Raw genomic sequence first — 20,843 nt, forward strand, 5'->3', positions numbered from 1 at the left:
TCCCGCACCGGTGTCGGCGACACCTCGAAACGATCGGGAACACAAGAGGCCCATTGCCCGGCGGGATGCCAAGGTCGGTGTCTGCCTCCGCACGTCCTGGGACTCCCAGACGATCACGCACAAGACCAAGCGGGATGACCTTCGGGTCCGGCGTTCGCATGTTGGCGTGATCATGCATGTCCAGTCGAGGAACTAGGTAGCGATCAGCGGAACCAAGGCGGATGCAGGCGTGCTCGTGTGCCCGTCCGGCGGTCCCGTGCCGGTCAGTGCCCTGCCCGAGTCGCACACACGTTGCCCTATCACACGGCTCATAAAAAACGGCAAAGTAGGGTTGCTGATATCTCAACTCACACTTACTGTAATCCCAGTCGCTTGTCGAACGAAGGAGATCTCAGTGCCCCCCAGTCACGATCCTCGACCGGCCGGCTGGCGAGTCGGCGCCGACATCGGCGGCACGTTCACCGATGTCATCGCACTGGGTCCGGCCGGAGAGGTCGTCCCGATGAAAGTTCTCTCCACCCCGCCCGACTACGGTGCCGGCGTGGTGGCGGCGACCACCGGCGTGCTTTCCTCGGCCGGGGCCCAGCCGGAGGCCGTGGTCGCGATGCTGCACGGCACGACCGTGGCCACCAATGCGATCCTGTCGATGAACGGCGTCCGCACAGCGGTGGTCACCACCCGCGGTTTCCGCGACGTGTTGGAAATCGGGCGCCTGCGCCGGCCGGTGCTCTACGACCTGGCGTGGTCCAAGCCCGAGCCCCTCGCCCGTCGGCGGCATCGGTACGAACTCGACCAGCGGATCATGGCCGACGGAGGTCTTGAGCCACCGGCCAGTGAAGACGAGGTTCGCACGCTGGCCACGCGGCTGCGTGCGGACGGAATCGAAGCGGTGGCCGTGTGCCTGCTCAACTCCTATGTCCGCCCTGATGAGGAGCGGCGAGTCGCCGAGCTGTTGCGAGCCGAACTGCCGGGTGTGTACGTCACGGCGTCGGTCGATGTCTCCCCGCAGCCGCACGAGTACGAGCGCACCAGCACGGCGACGGTCAACGCCTATGTCGGTCCCGCCGTACACGGTTACCTCACCCGTCTGGAGGCAGGGTTGCGGGCAGAGAAGGTGAGCGCTCCGCTGCTGGTCATGCAGTCCAGCGGGGGGCTGCTCGATGCGGCCTCCGTCGCGCAGCGGCCGGTGCAGATCATCGAGTCCGGTCCCGCGGCCGGTGTCACCGCCGTGCAGAAGCTCGCTCAGCTGATCGGCTTGTCCACAGTGGTCGCGTTCGACATGGGAGGGACCACGGCGAAGGCGTCCCTGATCGAGCACGGCGAACCGTTCGTCTCGGCCGACTACGAGGTCGGGGGCGGCATGAACGGTGCCCGTGGCCTCAGCTCCGGCGCCGGGTATCCGGTGCGGGCGCCGTCGATCGACATCGCCGAGGTCGGTTCCGGAGGCGGCAGCATCATCTCCGTCGACGCGGCGGGAGCGCTCCATGTGGGGCCGGTCAGCGCGGGTTCGCGCCCTGGCCCTGCCTGCTATGGCCAGGGCGGTGAGCTGCCGACCCTGACCGACGCCAATGTGACGCTCGGATACCTCAGCCCGCAGGCGCTCGCCGGCGGCCGCGTGGCGATTCACCCGAATCTGGCCGCGAAGGCGCTGTCACCGGTGGCCGAGCAGCTTGGTGACGACGTGCTGGGTACCGCGCGCGGCGCGTACCAGGTGGCGGTGTCGAGCATGACGACCGCGGTCAAGGCGGTGACCAGCGAACGGGGCCGTGACCCGCGGGAGGCCACCATGGTCGCTTTCGGTGGCGCGGGTCCTCTCTACGCCGCCGCGCTGGCCCGCGAACTGGGTATCTCGACCGTGATAGTGCCGGTGTATCCGGGCCTGTTCAGCAGCCTGGGCCTGCTCGTGGCCGACACCGAACGCCACGAGCTCACCCCACACCGGTCCGAGTTCGCCGAGGTGAGCGCGCTTGCCGCGGAGTTCGCGCGGCTGTCCGCCAAGGTGCGCGAGGAACTGGGAGCGGACGCCGTCGTGGATCGGCTCCTGGACATGCGCTACCGCGGCCAGCGATTCGAACTGCGGATCCGGGTGCCCGACGGCAACCTCACCGAGGACCTGCTCGCCGAGACGTGGGCGCGCTTTCACGCCGAGCACAAGCGCACCTACGGTCGGGCAGGCACGGACGAACTGGTAGAGCTGGTCAACCTCCGGGTACGCGGTCGGCTACCCAACCCGGTGTCCATCGAGGACGTGCTGAGCCTTCCCGTCGTCGCCGGCGGCGAGCCCACCACCCGCGAATGCCGGTTCGCCGAGACCATGCCCACGCCCGTCGTGGGACGCTCCGACCTCGGCACTGAGCCCGTCGAGGGACCGATGATCATCGAGGACATGGACGCCACCACCCTCGTTCCCCCCGGTGCCCGGGTACACCGCGACCGGTTCAACAACATCGTCATCACCTGGAGCGCCTCATGATCCGTGACGCCGTGACCTTCGAGGTCTTCCGCAATGCCGTCACCGGGCTTGCCGACGAGATGGCGATCACGATCCTGCGCACGGCGCACTCGCAGCTCGTCGCGTCCAGCATGGACTTCTCCGCCGCTCTGTGCGACGCCCAGGGCAGGATAATCGCCCAGGCCAACACCCTGCCGGTGCACCTGGGGTCCATTCCGGACGCGATGGAGGCGATCTTCGACGAATTCGGCGACCGGTTCCGGCCAGGAGACGTCTACCTGCTCAATGACCCGTCCCTGGGCGGCATGCACCTGCCCGACATCTTCGCGGTCGCCCCGGTGTTCGCCGAAGAAGTCCTCCTGGGATTCACGGTCACGGTCGTCAACCACACCGACGTCGGCGGCTGGGCGGCCGGTTCGATGGCCGTGCAGTCGACGAGCATCTTCGCCGAAGGGGTGCAGATCCCGCCGTCGTGCCTGGTCGAGGCCGGCACCATGAACGAGACGTTCCTGCGGCTGATCCTGCGCAACGTCCGCGAACCCGAGTTGCTGCGCGGCGACCTCGAATCCCAACTGGCGGCCTGCCACACCGGGGCCGAAGGCCTGCGTGCCCTCGCGGCGCGGCACGGTGTCGAACGCCTCGCCGGCCTCATCGACGAGCTGCTCGACTACTCAGAAACCCTGCTGCGCGCCGCGCTCGCCGAGGCCACCCCCGGCACCTACGAGTTCCTCGACCACATCGACGACGACGGCCTCGGCTCCGGGCCGATCCCGATCCAGGTGAAGGCCACGCTGTCCGAGTCCGGGATAGAGATCGACTTCACCGGCTCCTCGCCGCAGGTCGACTCCGCGCTCAACGCGACGGCCTCGTTCACCCGCTCCGCCGCCTACGCCGCCCTGCAGGGTGTCCTCGCCTCGGACATCCCGGCCAACAGCGGCTTCTACCGGCCGTTCAGTTTCGTCATCCCGGAAGCTTCCATCCTCAACGGGCAGCGGCCTTCCGCGCGCGGCGCCCGCGGGCTCGTCGGCTTCCGGATCATCGACGCGGTGCTCGGGGCGCTCGCCCCGGTGTTCCCTGCCCGGGTGCCCGCCGCCGGAGAAGGCGGACCCGACGGGATCGCGATCGGCCTGGTCGGGCCGGACGGGGAGTCCATGGTGCTGTGGGACCCCCTGGCCGGAGCGTGGGGTGCCCGTCCCGACCGCGATGGCGTCGACGGGATCAGCTCGCTGGGTGCGAACCTGACCAATACGCCGGTCGAGGAGCTGGAACGCTCCGGTCACATCCGCATCGACGGTTACGGCTACCTCCCCGACAGCGGTGGAGCGGGCCGCTGGCGCGGTGGCCTGGCGACCTTCCGGGACATGACGCTTCTGGCGCCCGAGGCCAGGGTGCAGATCAGGTCCGACCGGCGGAAGTTCCTGCCCTACGGGCTGGCAGGCGGCGCCCAGGGGACTCCCTCGCTCAACGTGCTCGACCGCGGCGGGCCCGGTGAACGCGTGCTGGAGTCCAAACCGCACTTCGTGATGACCGCGGGAACCCGTCACCGGCATGTGACCGCCGGCGGGGGCGGGCACGGCATCCCCTTCGAGCGCGCCCCGGAACGGGTCCTCGAAGACGTCCTCGACGGCAAGGTGACCCACGAGGGAGCCGAACGGGACTATGGCGTCGTGATCACCGAAGACGGTGTGATCGACGCGAACGCCACCGCCAGGTCGCGAGGCCAGGCGCACTGAAAGTTACTTTCGGTCCAGAAAAACATGCGCGCCCGGCATCCGGTCAAGCTCGGGCATCGCGCGGTGATCCCATCTTCACTGACCGATTGGACCCCCCCATGAGTTCAAACGCTGCAACCCCCCAGAGCATCGTCACGCCCCGCACCTGGCGCAAGGTGGGCACCCGGATCATGCCGCTGGTCGGCCTCGCCTACGTGGCGAGCTACATCGACCGCGCTAACGTCGGCTACATCGCTGCCCCCATGTCGCGTGACATGCACCTCAGCAGCAGCCAGATCGGTCTCGCCGCCGGACTGTTCTTCATCGGCTACGTCCTGTTCGAAGTGCTAAGCAACATGATGTTGAGTCGGTTCGGTGCACGGAAATGGATCGCCCGGATCATGATCACGTGGGGACTGGTCACGGCGGCGACCGCGGCCGTGAACTCCCCGACCACACTGTTCATCGCGCGGCTCCTGCTCGGGTTCGCCGAAGCCGGTCTGGCCGCCGGGATCCTGCTCTACCTGACGTTCTGGTTCCCGCGCCGCCAGCGTTCCTGGGCACTGTCGACCTTCATTCTGATGATCCCACTGTCCTCGATCATCGGCTCTCCTCTGGCCGCCGCGCTGCTCGAATGGGGCCAGAGACTGTTCGGTATCGCAGGCTGGCGGGCGCTGTTCCTCGTCGAGGGCGTCTTGACGGTCATCGTCAGCGTTCTGATCTTCCTCTTCCTGCCCGACCGCCCAGGAAACGCGCGCTGGCTCGACGACGAGGAGAAGGCCGCCATTGAGAACATCCTTGCCGCAGAGGCCGCCGAACAGCGCGCCAACGGGGCACTCACCGGGCTGCGCCAGGCGCTGACCAGCGGCCGGGTCTGGGCGATGGCCGTGACGTGGTTCGCGATCGCGTTCGGGCTCTATCCGCTGCAGTTCTTCCTGCCCACGATGATCAGGTCCATCACGCACAGCGTCGGTAGCGCCGCCGATGTCAGCAGTGTGCTGCTGTCCGCGATCCCCTACGCGGTGGCTGCGGTCGTCCTGCTCACCTGGGCCCGCTTCGCCGCGCGCCTGACGGCGGTCACGGCTACGGCCGTGCCGATGGCCCTCGGTGCGGTGGGGCTGCTCCTGGCGACCTTCACCAGCAGCGGCCTCCTGTTCGTCGTCGCGGTCTGCCTGAGCGTCTCCGGAATCATCACCGCGATGCCCCAGTTCTGGCGGATACCGGCGATCGGCCTGACCGAAGCGGCCGCCGCCTCCGGAATCGCTCTGATCAACTCTGTCAGCAATATCAGCGGATTCATCGGTCCCTACTTCACCGGGACCATCGCGTCCGCAACCGGCAGCTTCACCTACGCGCTGCTGGCCATCGCAATCATCATGGCCGCCGGACTGGCCGTCCTGCTCACCGCGGGACGCCGGATGGAGCGGCTGGACGGGAGCCTTTCATGACCACCGCACTGATCATCGGCGACCTTCAACGGGGCATCACGGGCAGCTACCCGTTCGCCAGGCAAGTCTTGCCGTCGCTCACCGAACTGCTCCCGCGCGCTCGCGCGGCCGGTGCCCTCGTTGTGTTCGTGCACTTCGCCTTCCGGGGCAACGGAGCCGATTTGCCGCCGGACAACGCGCTGTACCGGTCGTTCTATGAAGCCGGGGACGCCTTCCATGAAGGAACGGCCGGAACCGAGATCGATCTGCCGGTCGCCGACGAGGACGTCGTCGTGCTGAAACGCCGCGCCAGCGCGTTCGCCGGTACGGATCTCGACCTTGTGCTCCGCGCCCGCGGCGTCGACACTCTCGTGATCGCCGGAGTCGCGACCAGCGCGATGGTGGCTGCGACGTGCTACGACGCGGCGGACCGTGGCTACCACGTGACCGTGCTGCGTGACGGTTGCGCCGACGGCGATCCGGCGATCAACGACTTCTTCATGGACACCGTCTTCCCCAGCCGGGGATTCGAGGTCGTGCCCTGCGCCGGCTGGCCTGGAGAGAAAGCGTGAACACCACGTTGCTGGACCGGCTCAGGACGGAGCTCGACGAACGCCGGGTGACCACTGGGCTGCGCCGTGACCTCGTGGTCTCGGGCCCCCAGGGGACGACGCTCGGCGTGGACGGCGAGACGCTTGTGAACTTCGCCTCCAACGACTACCTCGGGCTCGCCGGTGATCCGGAGGTCCTCGATTCGGCGTGGCGGGCGCTGCGCGACATGGGGCTCGGGGTGGCGGCGGGACGCGTGCTCTGCGGCACGCGGGCGATCCACGGCGAGCTCGAGGCAGGCATCGCCGAGCTGGTCGGAGCCGAGGACGCCGTGCTCTACAGCTCGTGTTTCGATGCGAACCTCGGTGTCTTCGCCGCCCTGCTCGGCCCGGACGACGTAGTCCTCAGCGACGCGCTCAATCACGCCAGCCTGATCGACGGCATCCGCCTGACGCGGGCCCGGCGGCGCGTCTTCGCTCACGCCGACCTCGACGAGCTCGAGCGCCACCTCGCCGAGTGCGCGGACGCACGCCACCGGCTCATCGTCACCGACGGCGTCTTCAGCATGGACGGCGACATCGTAGCGCTGCCCCAGCTCTCCGAACTGGCGCAGCGCTACGACGCGGTGCTCATGGTCGACGACTCGCACGCCACGGGTGTACTGGGCACGAGCGGCGCGGGCACCGCCGAGCACTTCGGGCTGGAGGGCCGCGTCGATGTGCTGACGGGGACACTTGGCAAGGCGCTGGGCGGCGGGGCCGGGGGCTTCGTCGCCGGCGCCCGTGCGGTCGTGGAGACGTTGCGCCAGGTCTCGCGTCCCTACATCTTCACCAACGCGATGGCTCCCCCGCTGGCCGTGGCGGCGCTGGCGGCGATCCGCATCGCGCGGGAGCGCCCCGAGCTGCGGGAGCGCCTGGCTGCCAACACCGCCTGGCTCCGTGGGGCGTTGTTCGACCTCGGCTACGAGGTGCTGCCGGGGGAGCACCCGATCATTCCCGTGATGCTGCGCGGCGGCTCGCTGGCCCGTGACGTGGCGGCGGCGCTTCGTCGCGAAGGCGTCCTCGTCTTCCCGCTTTCCCATCCGGTCGTCCCGGCCGGCGAGGAGCGGATCCGGGTACAGGTCTCGGCGTCGCACACGGCCGATCAGCTCGAACTCGCGGCAGCCGCCTTCGGTCGCGCGCGTGCCGTCCTAGCCGGCTCATGACCGCCGCCGAGGGGCTCCGGGCGCCCACCAGCGCAGACAGTCGCGAGCTCGAGGGCCGGGTCGCGATCGTGACCGGCGGCGCGAGCGGCATGGGTCTTGCGGCCACGCACGCCCTGGCCCGTCGCGGAGCGACCGTCGCGGTGTTCGATCTCACCGCGCCTGACCCCGGCGAGCTGGCGTCGACGCTGACGGTGGCGGCGGACCGCGTCCGGTCGGTCGCGGTGGACGTCACGGACGGCGACCAGGTCCGCCGTGCGTTCGCCTCGCTGCTGGCGGAGCGATCGCGACTCGACATCCTGGTCAACGCGGCGGGCATCGCACCGCCGACCGCGTTCGAGGACATCAGCGAGGCCGAGTGGAACCGCGTGCTCGCGGTCAACGTGCACGGGACGTTCCTGTGCTGTCAGCAAGGGCTTCCCGCGATGCGCGACGGTCGCTGGGGCCGCATCGTCAACTTCTCCTCTACCGCCGGCAAGACCATCAGCACCGCCGGTGGCGCTCATTACACGACGGCGAAGCACGGTGTCCTCGGGCTCACCCGGCACCTGGCGAAGGCCTATGGACCCGATGGGGTCACGGTGAACGCCGTCTGCCCGGGCCTCATCGACACACCGATGGCCCGTGCCCTGCTGCCCGAAGAGGCGCTCGAACGCGCCACCCAGTCGTTCCCGGTACCCCGCGTCGGGCAGCCCTGGGAGGTTGCCGAACTCGTCGCGTTCCTCGCCTCCGACCGCGCGGCGTACATCACGGGTGCGGCCATCGACATCAACGGCGGCGACCTGATCGTCTGATGCGACAGCACGCGGGTCAGACGCGCGAGTACGAGCACGCGAAACACAGCCACCAGACCTACCGAGCACCCCGACGAGAAAGGTGAGCTCTCTGTGAGCACAGGAATAGTCAGGACGGTCAAGCACCGAATCAACGGCCACGAGACCGCCGGTGAGTCGAGCCGTACCGCTCCGGTGTGGAACCCCGCGACCGGCGAGCGCCAGGCCGACGTGCTACTGGCCGAGCCCGCAGACATCGACGCCGCGGTGCAAGCGGCGCGCGCCGCCCTACCGGGCTGGGCCGACACCTCTGTCATGCGCCGGTCGCGGTTGATGTTCGCCTTCCGCAATCTCGTCGAGAAGCACCTCGACGACCTCGCGCGGATCGTCTCCGCCGAGCACGGCAAGGTCTTCGAGGACGCCAGAGGCGAGCTCATCCGCGGCCTGGAGGTGATCGACTTCGCCTGTGGGATTCCGCACCTCCTGAAGGGCGAGTACTCCGACCAGGTCTCGACCGACGTCGACCTCTTCTCGTTTCGCCAGCCACTCGGCGTCTGCGCCGGGATCACGCCGTTCAACTTCCCGGCGATGGTCCCGCTGTGGATGCATCCGATCGCGATCGCGACCGGCAACACGTTCGTGCTCAAGCCCTCCGAGCGCGACCCGTCGGTGTCCAACTTCGTCGCCGAGCTCTACGCCGAAGCCGGCCTGCCTGACGGCGTCTTCAACGTCGTCCACGGCGACAAGGTCGCGGTCGACGCGATCCTCGACCACCCGGACATCGCAGCGGTGTCGTTCGTCGGCTCGACGCCGATCGCGCGGTACGTACACGAGCGCGCGACCGCGAGCGGCAAGCGCGTGCAGGCGCTCGGCGGCGCCAAGAACCACGCCGTCGTGCTGCCCGACGCCGACCTCGACTACGCCGCCGAGCATCTGATCGCAGCCGGGTACGGTTCGGCGGGCCAGCGCTGTATGGCGATCTCGGTCGCCGTCGCGGTCGGCGACGTGGCCGAGCCGCTCGTCAAGCTCGTGCGCGAAAAAGCACAGGCGATCAAGGTCGGGCCAGGGCTGGAGGCCGGCTCCGAGATGGGCCCGGTCGTGTCGCCGGAGGCGCTCGAGCGGATCAGGGGCCACATCGGCTCCGGCGTCGACGCGGGCGCCGAACTCGTGGTCGACGGGCGCGAACTCGACGTCCAGGGTGACGGCTTCTTCGTCGGCCCGACGTTGTTCGACCGCGTCACGCCCGAGATGGACGTCTACCGCGACGAGATCTTCGGCCCCGTGCTCGTCGTCGTGCGCGTCGGCTCGCTCAGGGAGGCGATCGACCTCATCAACGCCAGCAATTGGGCCAACGGCACGGCGATCTTCACCGCCAGCGGCCAAGCGGCCCGCCTCTTCCAGCGCTCCGTGCAGGTCGGGATGATCGGCGTCAACGTCCCGATCCCGGTCCCCATGGCCTTCTACTCGTTCGGCGGCTGGAAGCAGTCACTGTTCGGCGCCCATCACATCCACGGCCCCGAGGGTGTCGCGTTCTACACGCGCGCCAAGGCCGTCACCAGCCGCTGGCCCGAGGAGACGAAGGGCGGCCCGCAGCACCGCAGCCACCTCCACTTCCCAACGGCGGTCTGACCGGACGACCAGGCCCCCGGATCGGCATCGCGCCGGACCCCGGGGGATTGGTCGTTCCGCGGACCCGCGGCAGACGCCGTTGCCGCACCGATCCCCTCGCCCCACGCACAGGTGTACGTCGACGGGCAGGACGTGACCCGGCAGAGCCCGTACCCGTGGGGCGAGGGTGGCATGATCTCCGCTGCCGCCGAGGTGGACCGCTTCCTGACGGCGGTGTTCCGGGCTCGCCGGCCGACAACCGGTGGATGAGGGCAGGCACGGTCGAAGACCGTGCCTGCCCCGGCCAGTCTCCCTGGTCGCGGCACTAGGCCGGGGGGAGTGACGGCGCCGGCAGTTCGATGTGCGCCTTGCTCACGGACGTACTCTTCGTCAGAACCTGAAGCACGTCGCGACGCACGCGCTCGCACCGCGTGCGCATCGCGTCCTGGGCGCCGTTCGCATCCCGCGCGCGCAGTTGCTCGAAGATGGCCTCCAGTTCTCCGGGCGGGCTCGCGATGCCGGGATCGATCAACGCGGCCATCCGCAGGACGCGCTCCAGCTCGTCGAGCACGTCGACGATCGCTTTGCCGAGACGGCTGTTGCCGCTGAAGTTGGCGATGATGCCCTCGAACTCGATCCCCGCTTGAAGCGACTCCTCTTGTTCCACTTCGCCCGCTGCGAGCGCGAAGGGCACCTTGGACAGCACTCCGAGCCGCTCGAGTGCCGGCGCCGGGAGGCCCAGGCGCGCCGCGGCGCCGGCGGCCTCACCGGACAGCAGCGATCGCAAGGCGCAGAGATCGTCGGTGTCCTGGAGCGTGATCGGGCTGACGACGTAGCCCGCGCGTGGAAGCGCGGTCACGAGCCCATCGCGCCTCAACCGCGCGAGTGCCTCGCGCACCGGTGTCTTGCTGATGCGCCATTGCTGCGCGAGCGACGTCTCAGTGAAGCTGCTGCCGGGCGGTAGCGTCAGGTCGATGATCTGGCGCCTGATCGCCCGGTAGGCCTGGCTCGTGCGGTCGAGGCCGGTCTCGTCCCTGCCGACCAACAGCAGCGCGGGGATGTGCGGCGTTCCGGTGGCCACGCTATGGATATCGAACACCTCATCAGGATACCAACGTGAAGCGTTGATACAGCAGAATGCCTGAGCGAGGAAGGTTAGAGATATTTATTATTGTTGTTGATATCTCAGTGTGGCATGCTTCCCCTATGCAGCGATGCACCTCGAATTCTTGGGTCCTGCCCGCCGCGAGTGACTTCCCGGCTCTGGGCGCGATGAACACGCGCGACCGCGCGGCGCGGAGCGCACGCGACGGCGTGCGGGTCCTGCCGCTCGTGGGCGCCCCGATCCTTCCCATGCCCGAGCATGTGAGGCGGGCGGTCGCACAGGCGATGGATCAGCCCGACCCGCGCGACAGCCGCGGCCTGCCTGAACTCCGGGCCGCGATCGCCGCCGAGCTGGAGCGCGAGCATGGCCTGCGCATCGATCCCGAGCGTCGTCTCCTGATCACCCACGGAGCGCAGTACGGCCTCTCCCTCGTGCTGCGCACGGTGCTCGCTCCCGGCGACGAGGTGATCGTGCCGACCCCCACCTACTTCTTCGACGGCGCCGTCCGCGAGGCGGGCGCGACGCCCGCCTACGTCCCGTCCCGCGAGCGCGATGGCTGGGCAATCGACCTCGCCGGCCTGGAGGCCGCCGTCACGCCCCGCAGCCGCGCCATACTCCTGTGCAACCCGAACAACCCGACGGGCTACCTGCCCGACGCCGCGACCATCGCGGCAGTGGTCGACATCGCCGCGCGCCACGGGCTGCTCGTCATCTCCGACGACTCATGGCAGCACTTCACGTTCGACGGCCATCGGTACCACCCGGTGGAGGCCCTTGCCGATCGCTGGCCGCACCTGGTCACCGTCACCAGCCTCGGCAAGTACTACGCGCTCGCGAGCTGGCGGCTCGGCTACGTCCTGGCACCGCCGCCGATCATCGACGCGCTCGAGCGCCGCCTCCAGTGGGATGCGGTGTGCTGTGGAGCGGTTCCGCAGCGGGCTGCGATCGCCGCCCTCACCGGGCCTCGCGACTGGCTCGACCAGGCGCTTTCCACATACCAGGCGAAGCGCGACCTCGTGTGCGACGGCATCGCCGCGAGCGGCCTCACCGAGCCCGTGCGACCCGGGGCCGGCGCTTTCCTGCTCGTCGACTGCTCCCGCCTCGGCGACACACCGGCCGACATCGACCGCGTACTCCTGCGCAATGGCATCGCGACGGTACGCGGCGCCGACATGCACGCCCCCGACACGCATGTCCGCCTCACGTTCGGCTCGGACGAGCAGGTGCTCGGCGAACTGATCCACCGCCTCGGGCAGGCCTGTCGAGAGTCCTGGGGAGGCCGCCCATGAACGATGCCGCCTCCGGCGGCCGGTAGGCCACAGGCTTGAACACGTCGATGCCTTCTGATGAGGTTCCGGCCGACGGTCAAACGATCAAGAGGCTAGATCCATGATCTTTGGATCTAGCCTCTTAGCTGGTAAAGATGCGGTGGACGATACAGGGATTGAACCTGTGACCTCTTCCGTGTCAGGGAAGCGCTCTCCCGCTGAGCTAATCGTCCTCGGGTGAGATCAGAGCGGAAGACGGGATTCGAACCCGCGACCCTCACCTTGGCAAGGTGATGCTCTACCACTGAGCCACTTCCGCGTGTCTGCTTCGGGTCACCCCTCCGCGGCACTCGCGCTACTTTACCGGATCCCAGAGGCTCCGGTGTCAGTGCACTGAGGTGGAGACGGGATTTGAACCCGTGTACACGGCTTTGCAGGCCGTTGCCTCGCCTCTCGGCCACTCCACCAGTCAGGCCCGAATGGGCCTGCCAGAGCGGAAGACGGGATTCGAACCCGCGACCCTCACCTTGGCAAGGTGATGCTCTACCACTGAGCCACTTCCGCATCGCTCCCGGATTGATGCCCGGGTGCACGTGAAAACTCTAGCGCCTCCAGCGGCCGGATGTGCGCAACCGGGCTGGGCGCGGGGGATCGTCAGGGGGAAACCACCCGGACATCGGCGGCGCGGACGAACATCACCCGGTGGCCGAATTGGATCTGCCGGTAGCGTGCGTCCCCCCTGACGATCGGGTGCCTCGTCCTGGCCGTGGCGCCCGAACGCAGGTAGGACCCCTGGCTCGTCATGCCCAGGCTGTAGAACTGCCCGGCCGGCAGAGAGTACTGCAGCGGGGTCAGTCGCTGCGCGGAGACGCCCCTGGGGTAGGCGGAGACCTCGGGATAGGCCCTGCCGTAGACCTTGATGGAGGAGAGGCCTGGTCTGGGGGTCACCAGGCGCCCGGAGGCGGGCACCGAAACCGGGGCGTCGGCGGGATCGTGGAACCAGGCCTTCTGCCCCAGGTACCAGATCGCCGTCCAGTCGCCCTCGCGGCCCGCGAGCGCGTAGCGCTGGCCGGTCGAGGCGCGGGCGGCGTGGTCGTAGACGCTGTAGGTCGAGCCTTCGTGGGGGTGCCTGCCGATGTCCCTGACGAGCGGGGCCGAGGTCGAGGGGCGGCTGTAGAGCCAGACGGAGGCGGCGCTCCTGGGAGGACAGTCGCCGGACGTGGCGCAGCCGGTGAAGCGCGGCTGGTTGACGGTGTAGTCGGGCATGATCAGCACCGAGCGTGCGCCGGGGTCCGACGAGGCGGTCAATGGGTGGCCGAGCAGCTCGAAGTAGTGGTTCCAGTCCCAGTAGGGGCCGGGGTCCTGGTGCATGCCGCGCACGGTCTGCGGGGTGGTGCCGGGCACGTTGTCGTGGCCGAGGATGTGTGCCCTGTCCAGGGGGATGTCGTATCTGTCTGCGAGGTAGCGGACCAGGTTGGCCGAGGCCAGGTACATCGCCTCGGTGAACCAGGCGCCCCTGGCCAGGTAGCCCTCGTGTTCGATGCCGATGGAACGGGAGTTGAAGTACCAGTTGCCCGCGTGCCAGCCGACGTCGTCGCACCGCAGGTGCTGGGCGATGTGCCCGTCGCTGGAACGCACGGTGTAGTGCCAGCTCAGGTAGTCGGGGTCCTTGACCAGCCGGGTCATGACGTCGTAGCCGGTCTCCCCGTCGTGGATGACGATGTAGTCGATTTGGCGGTGCCCGTTGTAGCGGTCGTGGTTGCCGTGGTCGCCACTCTTGAGCCGCTGGTAGGCGGCGGGGATCCAGTCGCAGGAGACGCTCTGCGGGCAGTCGGGCGTCACGGCGCCGGGCATGCGGCGCAGCCCGGTCGCGGCGGGCGGCCGTACCGGGGACAGGCCTGGCGTCGCGGGCAGGACCATCCGCTCGCCGCTGTCGGTCACACGCGTGGCGCCGGTGCGGATCGTCGCGTAGACCTCGTCGGCGAAAACGCTGGCCGCCGCGGTGCCGGCCGAGCCCGAGTAGCGCGCGACCGCGGCGTACCAGCCCGCCGGGCCCGCGTCCGGCTGCCCGCCGACGCGCCGCTGGTAGTCGGCGAGCAGCGCGGCGCCCGCCTGGACGTTGGCCGTGGGGTCGGCGCGCAGTGTGCCGGGGGCGGTCCCGGTCAGTTCCGCTGCCCTGTGCAGGGTGTCCTCCGGCGGGACCGGGGTGATGTCCGGGACCGTGATCGGGTGTGGCCTGCTCTCGTCGCCGCGGGGGTCGCCGTGGACGTGGTGGCGAGGCCCGGGCCTGACCTGGCCGTCGATCAGGTGCATGGGACCGTATCCGCCGGAGACGCTGGGCAGGCCGTTGTTTCCGTCCCACCGGGACTCCAGGTAGGAGACGGCGAGCAGCACGTTCTCCGGCACGCCGTACGCCTGGGCGGCCAGTGCGAACGCCTCCTGCAGGTGGCCTCGCCCGTCCGGCTCGTCCGCCGCCGCCTGCCGGGCGGTGGGCGGGAGCAATGCGGCGAGAGCGGCAACGATCAATATCCCTGGCAGATGGCGCATAGTGGTTCCCTTCCGACCAGATGGCTACCCAGAGTTATGAGAGATTACTGATTGTCTTATGACTGGGTGGAGGGAGATCCGTGGCAATGTTTTCTGCCCGATTTCGGGCAGAAAACTTGGTAAACCCCGTCATTGCTGCGTATGGTCCTCCTCTGTGTCGACGGCATGGCATCCCCACGAGGACCTGATCGCCCACCTGACCCGGACGAGCGCGCTCGGCCCCGGGGAGGCGGCGCGGGTCGTGGCCGACGTGCTGGCCTACTTCTCCGAGCCCGTCGAGGAGTTCGTCCAGCGGCGTCACGCCGAGCTCAAGGCCAGGGGGCTGGTCAACGATGTGATCTTCCCTCGGATCGCCGCTGAGCTGCAGTCCCGTCGTGTCGCGGCACCGGAACTCTCCCTGCGCCAGCTGCGCCGGATCGTCTACGGGTAAGGAGCGGTCAGATGTGCGGAATCGTGGCCTACGTGGGGCCGAAGGACGCGGCCCCCATCCTGCTGGAGGGCCTGCAGCGCCTTGAGTACCGCGGCTACGACTCGGCCGGCGTGGTGGTCTCCAACAGGGGGCTGAAGATGCGCAAGGTCAAGGGCAGGGTCGCGGACCTGGCGGCGGTCGTGCCCGCGCGTTTCAGGGGCACCCTGGGCATCGGGCACACCCGCTGGGCGACCCACGGCGCGCCCAGCGATGTCAACGCCCACCCGCACCTGTCGGCCGACGAGCGCATCGCCGTCGTGCACAACGGCATCATCGAGAATGCCGACGAACTGCGCGCCAAGCTGGAGGCCGACGGCGCGGTCTTCGTCTCGGAGACCGACAGCGAGGTGCTGTCCCACCTGATCGCCCGCACCGTCGAGGACGCCGACTCGCTGGCGGAGGCGGTCCGCGGCGCGCTCAAGCGGGTCGTCGGCACCTACGGCATCGCGGTGATCGACGCCCAGCGTCCCGGCGAGGTGGTCGTGGCGCGCAACGGCAGCCCGATTGTGCTGGGCATCGGCGAGAAGGAGATGTTCGCCGCCTCGGACGTGGCCGCGCTGGTGCGCTACACCCGCCAGGTGGTGCATCTGGAGGACGGCGAGCTCGCGGTGCTGAAGACCGACGGCTTCACCACCTTCGCCAGCGATGCGCGGGAGACGGCCAAGGAGCCGCTGACCGTCGACTGGGAGGCCGGGCACTACGACACCGGCGGCTACGAGCACTACCTGCTCAAGGAGATCTCCGAGCAGCCGGAGACCGTGGCCAGGACGCTACGCGGACGCCTCGACGACCGCTTTCACATCGCTCACCTGGGCGGCCTCAACATGGACGCGAGGGAGACCCGCTCCTTCCGACGGGTCAAGATCATCGGCTGTGGCTCCGCCTACTACTCCGGCCAGATCGGCGCCCAGCTCATCGAGGAGCTGGCGCGCATCCCGGCGGATGCCGAGCCGGCCAGTGAGTTCCGCTACCGCAGCCCGGTCGTCGAGCCGGACACCCTCTACGTGGCGATCAGCCAGTCGGGGGAGACCTACGACACCCTCGCCGCCGTCCAGGAGCTCAAGCGCAAGGGCGGCAGGGTTCTCGGCATCGTCAACACCGTCGGCAGCGCCATCGCCCGCGAGGTCGACGGCGGTCTCTACCTGCATGCCGGTCCCGAGGTCTCCGTGGCGAGCACGAAGGCGTTCACCTCGACCGCGGTCGCCTTCGCGCTGCTGGCGCTCCACCTCGGCCGGGTGCGTGACCTGTCTCCCGCGGACGGCCGCCGCATCTGTGAGGGGCTTCGCGCCCTGCCCGGGCAGATCAAGGAGATCCTCGCCCTCGAGCCGCAGATCAAGGAGCTCGCCCACAAGTACGCCGGCTCGCCGAGCATGATGTTCGTCGGCCGGGTCAGGGGATATCCGGTGGCCAGGGAGGGCGCGCAGAAGCTCAAGGAGATCTCCTACGTGCATGCGGAGGCCTATCCGGCCAGCGAGCTCAAGCACGGGCCGCTCGCGCTGATCGGTCCCGAGATGCCGACCGTGGCGATCGTTCCCGACGACGAGTTGCTGGACAAGAACCTCACCACACTGGGTGAGATCCGCGCGCGCGGCGGGCGGGTGCTCATGGTCGGGCATCGCGAGGCAGACCCCAGGCTGGCCGACGACTGCCTGGTCGTGCCCAGGAACGAGATCGAGCTCGACCCGATCCTGCTGTCGATCCCGCTGCAGATCTTCGCCTACCACGCCGCCGTCGCGCTTGAGCGTGACGTGGACAAGCCCCGCAACCTCGCCAAGAGCGTCACCGTGGAGTGAACGCGGTGCGTCCCTGCCGCATGACGCCCTGAATATATTGCAGAAAGTGACATATCTGTAACGTGGGGTATTGAGGGGTCTGGGGGTGTTTCCTGGATCGGCCAGTGATCGCCGGTCAGGTAGCAGCCCAATGCGGTGGTGGGACCGGTTGTGGCTTGGGCGCGCCGGTGTCTGGACTGAGGAGAGAGGGAGCGCGGCGACCGAACGACGAGGGAAGACACCGGCCAGAAAGCGCCCAAGCCCGCGACGCCGTCAGGCGTCGCAAAGAGGCAGGGGACGCTTATGCGCCGTAGGCGGTTCTTCGCGCTCGCTCTGGGGGTCATGGTCGCCGGCGGCTGTGGCGGGGCGAACGGTTCCGGCGCCGCGCCCGCCGGTCGGCTGACCATCGTCGCGCCCGCCGCCCGCGGGCGGGGATGGGACCAGGCCGCCCGCGCGCTGGCCACGATCCTGACCGAGGACGGACTGGTGGGGGCGGCCGAGGTGAGCAACCGCCCCGGCGGCGTCGACACGGCCACGCTGACCGCGTTCGGCGCCGCCGGAGGCCCGTTCACCCGCGGGGGCACGGTGCTCCTGACCGGCGTGCCGATGCTGGCGGGCGCCGAGACCGCGGACGTCGCCTCCGTGCTGGCGGCAACCACCCCGCTGGCCAGGCTGGCCGGTGATTGGGCGGTCCTGGTGGTCGCCCCCAACTCCCTGTTGCGGACCTTTGAGGACTTCGCCGCGGTGCTCCGCCGCAATCCGGCGGAGCTAACGGTCGGCGGCGGGGTGGACGGCGGCTCCGACCACGTGCTCTACGGCATGATCGGCAAATGCCTCGGGGTGGATGTCAGGCTGCTGGACTACGCGGGCTACCCCACCGACGCCGAGGCCGTCGAAGCGCTCGGCGAGGGCCGCGTGGCCGCGCTCCTCGGGTCGGCCGGCTCCCTCCTGCCGGAGATCGCCGTGGGCCGCCTGCTGCCGCTCGCGGTCTCCTCCGGTGAGCGGATCGACGGCATCGACGCGCCGACGCTGATGGAGCGAGAGGTCCGCGTCAAGTACGCCGACTGGTGCGGCGTGTTCGGTCCCCGCGGCATGAGCCCTCAGGACCGGGACGAGGTCGCCGCCCTGTGTGGCCGGATCGACGCCTCGCCCCGATGGCAGGCCGTGTGCGCCGCCAACGGCTGGAACCGGGCCTGCCTGAGCGGGGACGACTTTCGTCAGTGGCTCGTCACCGAGACCCGCCGCGCCCGGGGAGTGCTCGGCGAACTGGGACTACTGAGCTCCTTCGACACAAGTTGTTGGGGTGGTTGCGTCAGACGGCACTAGATGTAGGATCCTCCTCGTTGCTGGTTCGCCCCGAGAGGGCGAGGCAAGAGGGAACCCGGTGTGAGTCCGGGACTGCCCCGCAGCGGTGAACGGGAACGAAAACCGTCATGAGCACTGGGTGAGCCATGCCTGGGAAGCGGCGGTCGGTAGGCGTGTGATGGACGCCCGTGAGTCCGAAGACCTGCCGGTGACGTGTGGGAGAGGGGCCGAGCCCGGCTCCGGGGACGCGTCGAGCGACCTCGGGCGTGCGAGGCGAGGCGCGCTCGACCACGGAGACTGTCCAGGGCCTCGAGGGAGGGTCCGCGGAGCGAGGCGGTCCGGCGTGCCCGGAAACCGTCCGCGGACGCGCGCCCTCCGGCGGGAGCCGTACGGGGATTTATGAGCGCGAGGGGTGGACGTGACACAGACCTTGGTCGACGCCGCTGAGGAGACCGGGCACGAGCGGGCGGACCGCAGGCTGGCCATCGAGGAGGCGGCCGCCCGGGTGATCACCGATCCGGAGAACTCCAGGGTCGCCGCCCGGCTGCTGGCCGAGCTGATCGCCGACGAGGCGGCGGAGCACGGGGTCGGGACCTTCTCCGAGTCGATCGCCGCGACCCACGGGGCCGGGCTCCTCCAGGACCGGCTGGCCGACTTCGTCGCCGCCAACGCCGCCGCGCTCGACGCACTGGTCGCGCCGGACGCCGACGACCGGTTCGAGTACTTCGGGCTGCGCACCGTCTACGACCGTTACCTGCTGCGCCACCCGCGGACCCGTAAGGTCCTGGAGCGCCCGCAGCACTTCTTCCTGCGCGTGGCCTGTGGCCTGTCGGAGACGGTCGAGGAGGCCGCCGAGCTGTACGCGCTCATGACCACCCTGTCCTATCTGCCCAGCTCGCCCACCCTGTTCAACTCGGGGTCGCGCAGGCCCCAGCTGTCGTCCTGCTTCCTGCTCGACTCGCCCAGGGACGAGCTCGAGGCCATCTACGAGCGCTACGGCCAGGTGGCCCGCCTTTCCAAGTACGCGGGGGGCATCGGCATCGCGTGGACCCGGGTCCGATCGAGGGGCTCGCTGATCCGCGGCACGAACGGCCACTCCAACGGCATCGTGCCGTGGCTGCGCACGCTGGACTCCAGCGTCGCCGCGGTCAACCAGGGAGGTCGCCGCAAGGGCGCCGCCTGCGTCTACCTGGAGCCCTGGCACGCCGACATCGAGGAGTTCCTCGAGCTTCGTGACAACACCGGCGAGGAGGCTCGCCGTACGCACAACCTGAACCTGGCCAACTGGATCCCCGACGAGTTCATGCGCCGCGTCGAGGCCGACGAGACGTGGTCGCTGTTCGACCCCAAGGAGGTCCCGCACCTCACCGACCTGTACGGCGCCGCGTTCGACGAGGCCTACCGGGCGGCGGAGGCCGAGGGCCGGTTCGTCAAGCGGATCCAGGCCCGCGCCCTGTACGGCCGCATGATGCGCACGCTCGCCCAGACCGGAAACGGCTGGATGACCTTCAAGGACGCCGCGAACCGGACCTCCAACCAGACGGCCCGCCCGGAGAACGTCATCCACCTGTCGAACCTCTGCACCGAGATCCTGGAGGTCACCAGCGACGCGGAGACCGCCGTCTGCAACCTCGGCTCGATCAACCTGGCCGCCCACCTCGGCTCGGGGGAGGACGGCCAAGAGGTCGACTGGGCACGGTTGCGCCGGACCGTCCGCACCGCGGTGCGCTTCCTGGACAGAACCATCGACCTGGGCTTCTACCCGACCCCCGAGGCCCGCGCGGCCAACGAGCGATGGCGGCCCATCGGGCTGGGCGTAATGGGCATGGCGGACGTTTTCTTCGCGCTGCGGCTGCCGTTCGACTCGCCACGGGCGCTGGAGTTGTCCACCCGGATCTCCGAGGAGATCGCGCTCGCCGCTTACGCCACCTCCTCCGACCTGGCGGCCGAGCGGGGACGTCATCTTTCCTACGAGGAGACCCGCGCCGCGGGCGGCGTGCTGCACCCCGACCACTACGGGGCCGCGCGCTCCGCCGAGTGGACGGCGCTCAGGGAGCGGATCGCCGAGACCGGCCTGCGCAACTCGCTGATGATCGCGATCGCCCCGACGGCCACCATCGCCTCCATCGCGGGCTGTTACGAGTGCATCGAGCCCCAGGTGTCGAACGTCTTCAAGCGCGAGACGCTCTCGGGGGAGTTCCTACAGGTCAACCGCTACCTGGTCCGTGACCTCTCGGCCCGGGGCCTGTGGACCTCGCAGATCCGTGACGCGATCAAGCGGGCGGACGGCTCGGTCCAGGACGTTCCAGGCGTCCCCGACGACCTGAAGGCGCTCTACCGGACCGCGTGGGAGCTGCCGCAGAAGGCGCTGATCGACCTGGCCGCGGCGCGCACGCCGTACATCGACCAGTCGCAGTCGCTCAACCTCTTCATGGCGACCCCGACCATCGGCAAGCTCTCCTCGATGTACGCCTACGCGTGGAAGTCGGGCCTCAAGACCACCTACTACCTGCGCTCCCGCCCGGCCACCCGGATCGCGCAGACCACCGTGCAGGCCGTCCCCGAGCAGGCTGTCCCCGAGCAGGAGGCCGTCGCCTGCTCGCTGGAGAACCCCGAGTACTGCGACGCCTGCCAGTAGACGCGGCCGACCGGTTC

At 69.3% G+C, this 20,843-nt stretch carries 14 protein-coding genes, 4 tRNA genes and 1 riboswitch; of the genes, 12 read left to right on the plus strand and 6 right to left on the minus strand.

What is annotated here, in order from left to right; genetic code table 11:
- Window positions 1-394 precede the first annotated feature (394 nt).
- The 7 genes from AB0395_RS14060 to AB0395_RS14090 all read left to right on the plus strand — a co-directional run bounded on the left by AB0395_RS14060 (window position 395) and on the right by AB0395_RS14090 (window position 9,743).
- Window positions 395-2,473 (plus strand): hydantoinase/oxoprolinase family protein, encoded by a 2,079-nt coding sequence (locus tag AB0395_RS14060; protein WP_366280552.1) that lies wholly within the window; start codon window positions 395-397, stop codon window positions 2,471-2,473.
- Window positions 2,470-4,185: a hydantoinase B/oxoprolinase family protein gene (locus AB0395_RS14065; RefSeq protein WP_366280554.1), complete on the plus strand. Its 1,716-nt coding sequence runs from the start codon at window positions 2,470-2,472 to the stop codon at window positions 4,183-4,185. The genes AB0395_RS14060 and AB0395_RS14065 overlap by 4 nt, the downstream gene beginning before the upstream one ends.
- A 98-nt stretch (window positions 4,186-4,283) precedes the next feature.
- A complete protein-coding gene (locus AB0395_RS14070) occupies window positions 4,284-5,612 on the plus strand; it encodes an MFS transporter (protein WP_366280556.1) in 1,329 nt (442 codons plus the stop codon).
- Window positions 5,609-6,163, plus strand: a complete 555-nt coding sequence (locus AB0395_RS14075) for an isochorismatase family cysteine hydrolase (RefSeq protein ID WP_366280558.1) — start codon at window positions 5,609-5,611, stop codon at window positions 6,161-6,163. The genes AB0395_RS14070 and AB0395_RS14075 overlap by 4 nt, the downstream gene beginning before the upstream one ends.
- Window positions 6,160-7,344 (plus strand): glycine C-acetyltransferase, encoded by a 1,185-nt coding sequence (locus AB0395_RS14080; RefSeq protein WP_366280559.1) that lies wholly within the window; start codon window positions 6,160-6,162, stop codon window positions 7,342-7,344. The genes AB0395_RS14075 and AB0395_RS14080 overlap by 4 nt, the downstream gene beginning before the upstream one ends.
- Window positions 7,341-8,135 (plus strand): SDR family NAD(P)-dependent oxidoreductase, encoded by a 795-nt coding sequence (locus AB0395_RS14085; protein WP_366280561.1) that lies wholly within the window; start codon window positions 7,341-7,343, stop codon window positions 8,133-8,135. The genes AB0395_RS14080 and AB0395_RS14085 overlap by 4 nt, the downstream gene beginning before the upstream one ends.
- A gap of 93 nt (window positions 8,136-8,228) precedes the next feature.
- Complete coding sequence (locus AB0395_RS14090) at window positions 8,229-9,743, plus strand: CoA-acylating methylmalonate-semialdehyde dehydrogenase (protein WP_366280563.1); 1,515 nt, start codon at window positions 8,229-8,231, stop codon at window positions 9,741-9,743.
- 304 nt (window positions 9,744-10,047) lie between these two features.
- Here the strand turns inward: AB0395_RS14090 and AB0395_RS14095 are convergent, their stop codons facing one another.
- Window positions 10,048-10,821, minus strand: a complete 774-nt coding sequence (locus AB0395_RS14095; RefSeq protein ID WP_366280565.1) for a GntR family transcriptional regulator — start codon at window positions 10,819-10,821, stop codon at window positions 10,048-10,050.
- 107 nt (window positions 10,822-10,928) lie between these two features.
- On the opposite strand from AB0395_RS14095, the gene AB0395_RS14100 reads away from it, so the two are divergent.
- Window positions 10,929-12,116 (plus strand): pyridoxal phosphate-dependent aminotransferase, encoded by a 1,188-nt coding sequence (locus AB0395_RS14100; RefSeq protein WP_366280566.1) that lies wholly within the window; start codon window positions 10,929-10,931, stop codon window positions 12,114-12,116.
- Window positions 12,117-12,256: 140 nt separating this feature from the next.
- Here AB0395_RS14100 and AB0395_RS14105 read toward each other — a convergent pair.
- From AB0395_RS14105 to AB0395_RS14125, 5 genes are all read right to left on the minus strand, one after another.
- Window positions 12,257-12,328, minus strand: a tRNA-Val gene (locus AB0395_RS14105).
- Window positions 12,329-12,342: 14 nt separating this feature from the next.
- Window positions 12,343-12,414: transfer RNA gene (locus AB0395_RS14110), tRNA-Gly, on the minus strand.
- Between the two features lie 77 nt (window positions 12,415-12,491).
- A tRNA-Cys gene (locus AB0395_RS14115) sits at window positions 12,492-12,562 on the minus strand.
- Between the two features lie 25 nt (window positions 12,563-12,587).
- Window positions 12,588-12,659 (minus strand) — tRNA-Gly (locus AB0395_RS14120).
- Window positions 12,660-12,749: 90 nt separating this feature from the next.
- The gene (locus tag AB0395_RS14125; protein ID WP_366280567.1) at window positions 12,750-14,642 is read right to left on the minus strand and encodes an N-acetylmuramoyl-L-alanine amidase; all 1,893 of its coding nucleotides are present in this window, start codon (window positions 14,640-14,642) and stop codon (window positions 12,750-12,752) included.
- A 154-nt stretch (window positions 14,643-14,796) separates the two neighbouring features.
- Here AB0395_RS14125 and AB0395_RS14130 point away from each other — a divergent pair, with 154 nt between their 5' ends.
- From AB0395_RS14130 to AB0395_RS14145, 4 genes are all read left to right on the plus strand, one after another.
- A complete protein-coding gene (locus AB0395_RS14130) occupies window positions 14,797-15,072 on the plus strand; it encodes a hypothetical protein (RefSeq protein ID WP_366280569.1) in 276 nt (91 codons plus the stop codon).
- Between the two features lie 11 nt (window positions 15,073-15,083).
- The gene (gene glmS, locus AB0395_RS14135) at window positions 15,084-16,904 is read left to right on the plus strand and encodes a glutamine--fructose-6-phosphate transaminase (isomerizing) (RefSeq protein WP_366280571.1); all 1,821 of its coding nucleotides are present in this window, start codon (window positions 15,084-15,086) and stop codon (window positions 16,902-16,904) included.
- A 282-nt stretch (window positions 16,905-17,186) separates the two neighbouring features.
- Window positions 17,187-18,209, plus strand: a complete 1,023-nt coding sequence (locus AB0395_RS14140) for a tripartite tricarboxylate transporter substrate-binding protein (RefSeq protein WP_366280573.1) — start codon at window positions 17,187-17,189, stop codon at window positions 18,207-18,209.
- 4 nt (window positions 18,210-18,213) lie between these two features.
- Window positions 18,214-18,413: riboswitch (cobalamin riboswitch) on the plus strand.
- A gap of 193 nt (window positions 18,414-18,606) precedes the next feature.
- Window positions 18,607-20,826, plus strand: a complete 2,220-nt coding sequence (locus AB0395_RS14145; protein ID WP_366280575.1) for a ribonucleoside-diphosphate reductase subunit alpha — start codon at window positions 18,607-18,609, stop codon at window positions 20,824-20,826.
- Window positions 20,827-20,843: the final 17 nt, after the last annotated feature.

It is taken from the genome of Streptosporangium sp. NPDC051023, from assembly GCF_040689595.1.
Classification (GTDB): domain Bacteria; phylum Actinomycetota; class Actinomycetes; order Streptosporangiales; family Streptosporangiaceae; genus Streptosporangium.

Excerpts from the sequence above, each read along its gene's own strand:
- AB0395_RS14065 (WP_366280554.1), top strand. The coding sequence starts at position 2,470 with ATGATCCGTGACGCCGTGACCTTCGAGGTCTTCCGCAATGCCGTCACC.
- AB0395_RS14070 (WP_366280556.1), top strand. The coding sequence starts at position 4,284 with ATGAGTTCAAACGCTGCAACCCCCCAGAGCATCGTCACGCCCCGCACC.
- AB0395_RS14075 (WP_366280558.1), top strand. The coding sequence starts at position 5,609 with ATGACCACCGCACTGATCATCGGCGACCTTCAACGGGGCATCACGGGC.
- AB0395_RS14085 (WP_366280561.1), top strand. The coding sequence starts at position 7,341 with ATGACCGCCGCCGAGGGGCTCCGGGCGCCCACCAGCGCAGACAGTCGC.
- AB0395_RS14100 (WP_366280566.1), top strand. The coding sequence starts at position 10,929 with ATGCAGCGATGCACCTCGAATTCTTGGGTCCTGCCCGCCGCGAGTGAC.
- AB0395_RS14125 (WP_366280567.1), bottom strand. The coding sequence starts at position 14,642 with ATGCGCCATCTGCCAGGGATATTGATCGTTGCCGCTCTCGCCGCATTG.
- glmS (WP_366280571.1), top strand. The coding sequence starts at position 15,084 with ATGTGCGGAATCGTGGCCTACGTGGGGCCGAAGGACGCGGCCCCCATC.
- AB0395_RS14140 (WP_366280573.1), top strand. The coding sequence starts at position 17,187 with ATGCGCCGTAGGCGGTTCTTCGCGCTCGCTCTGGGGGTCATGGTCGCC.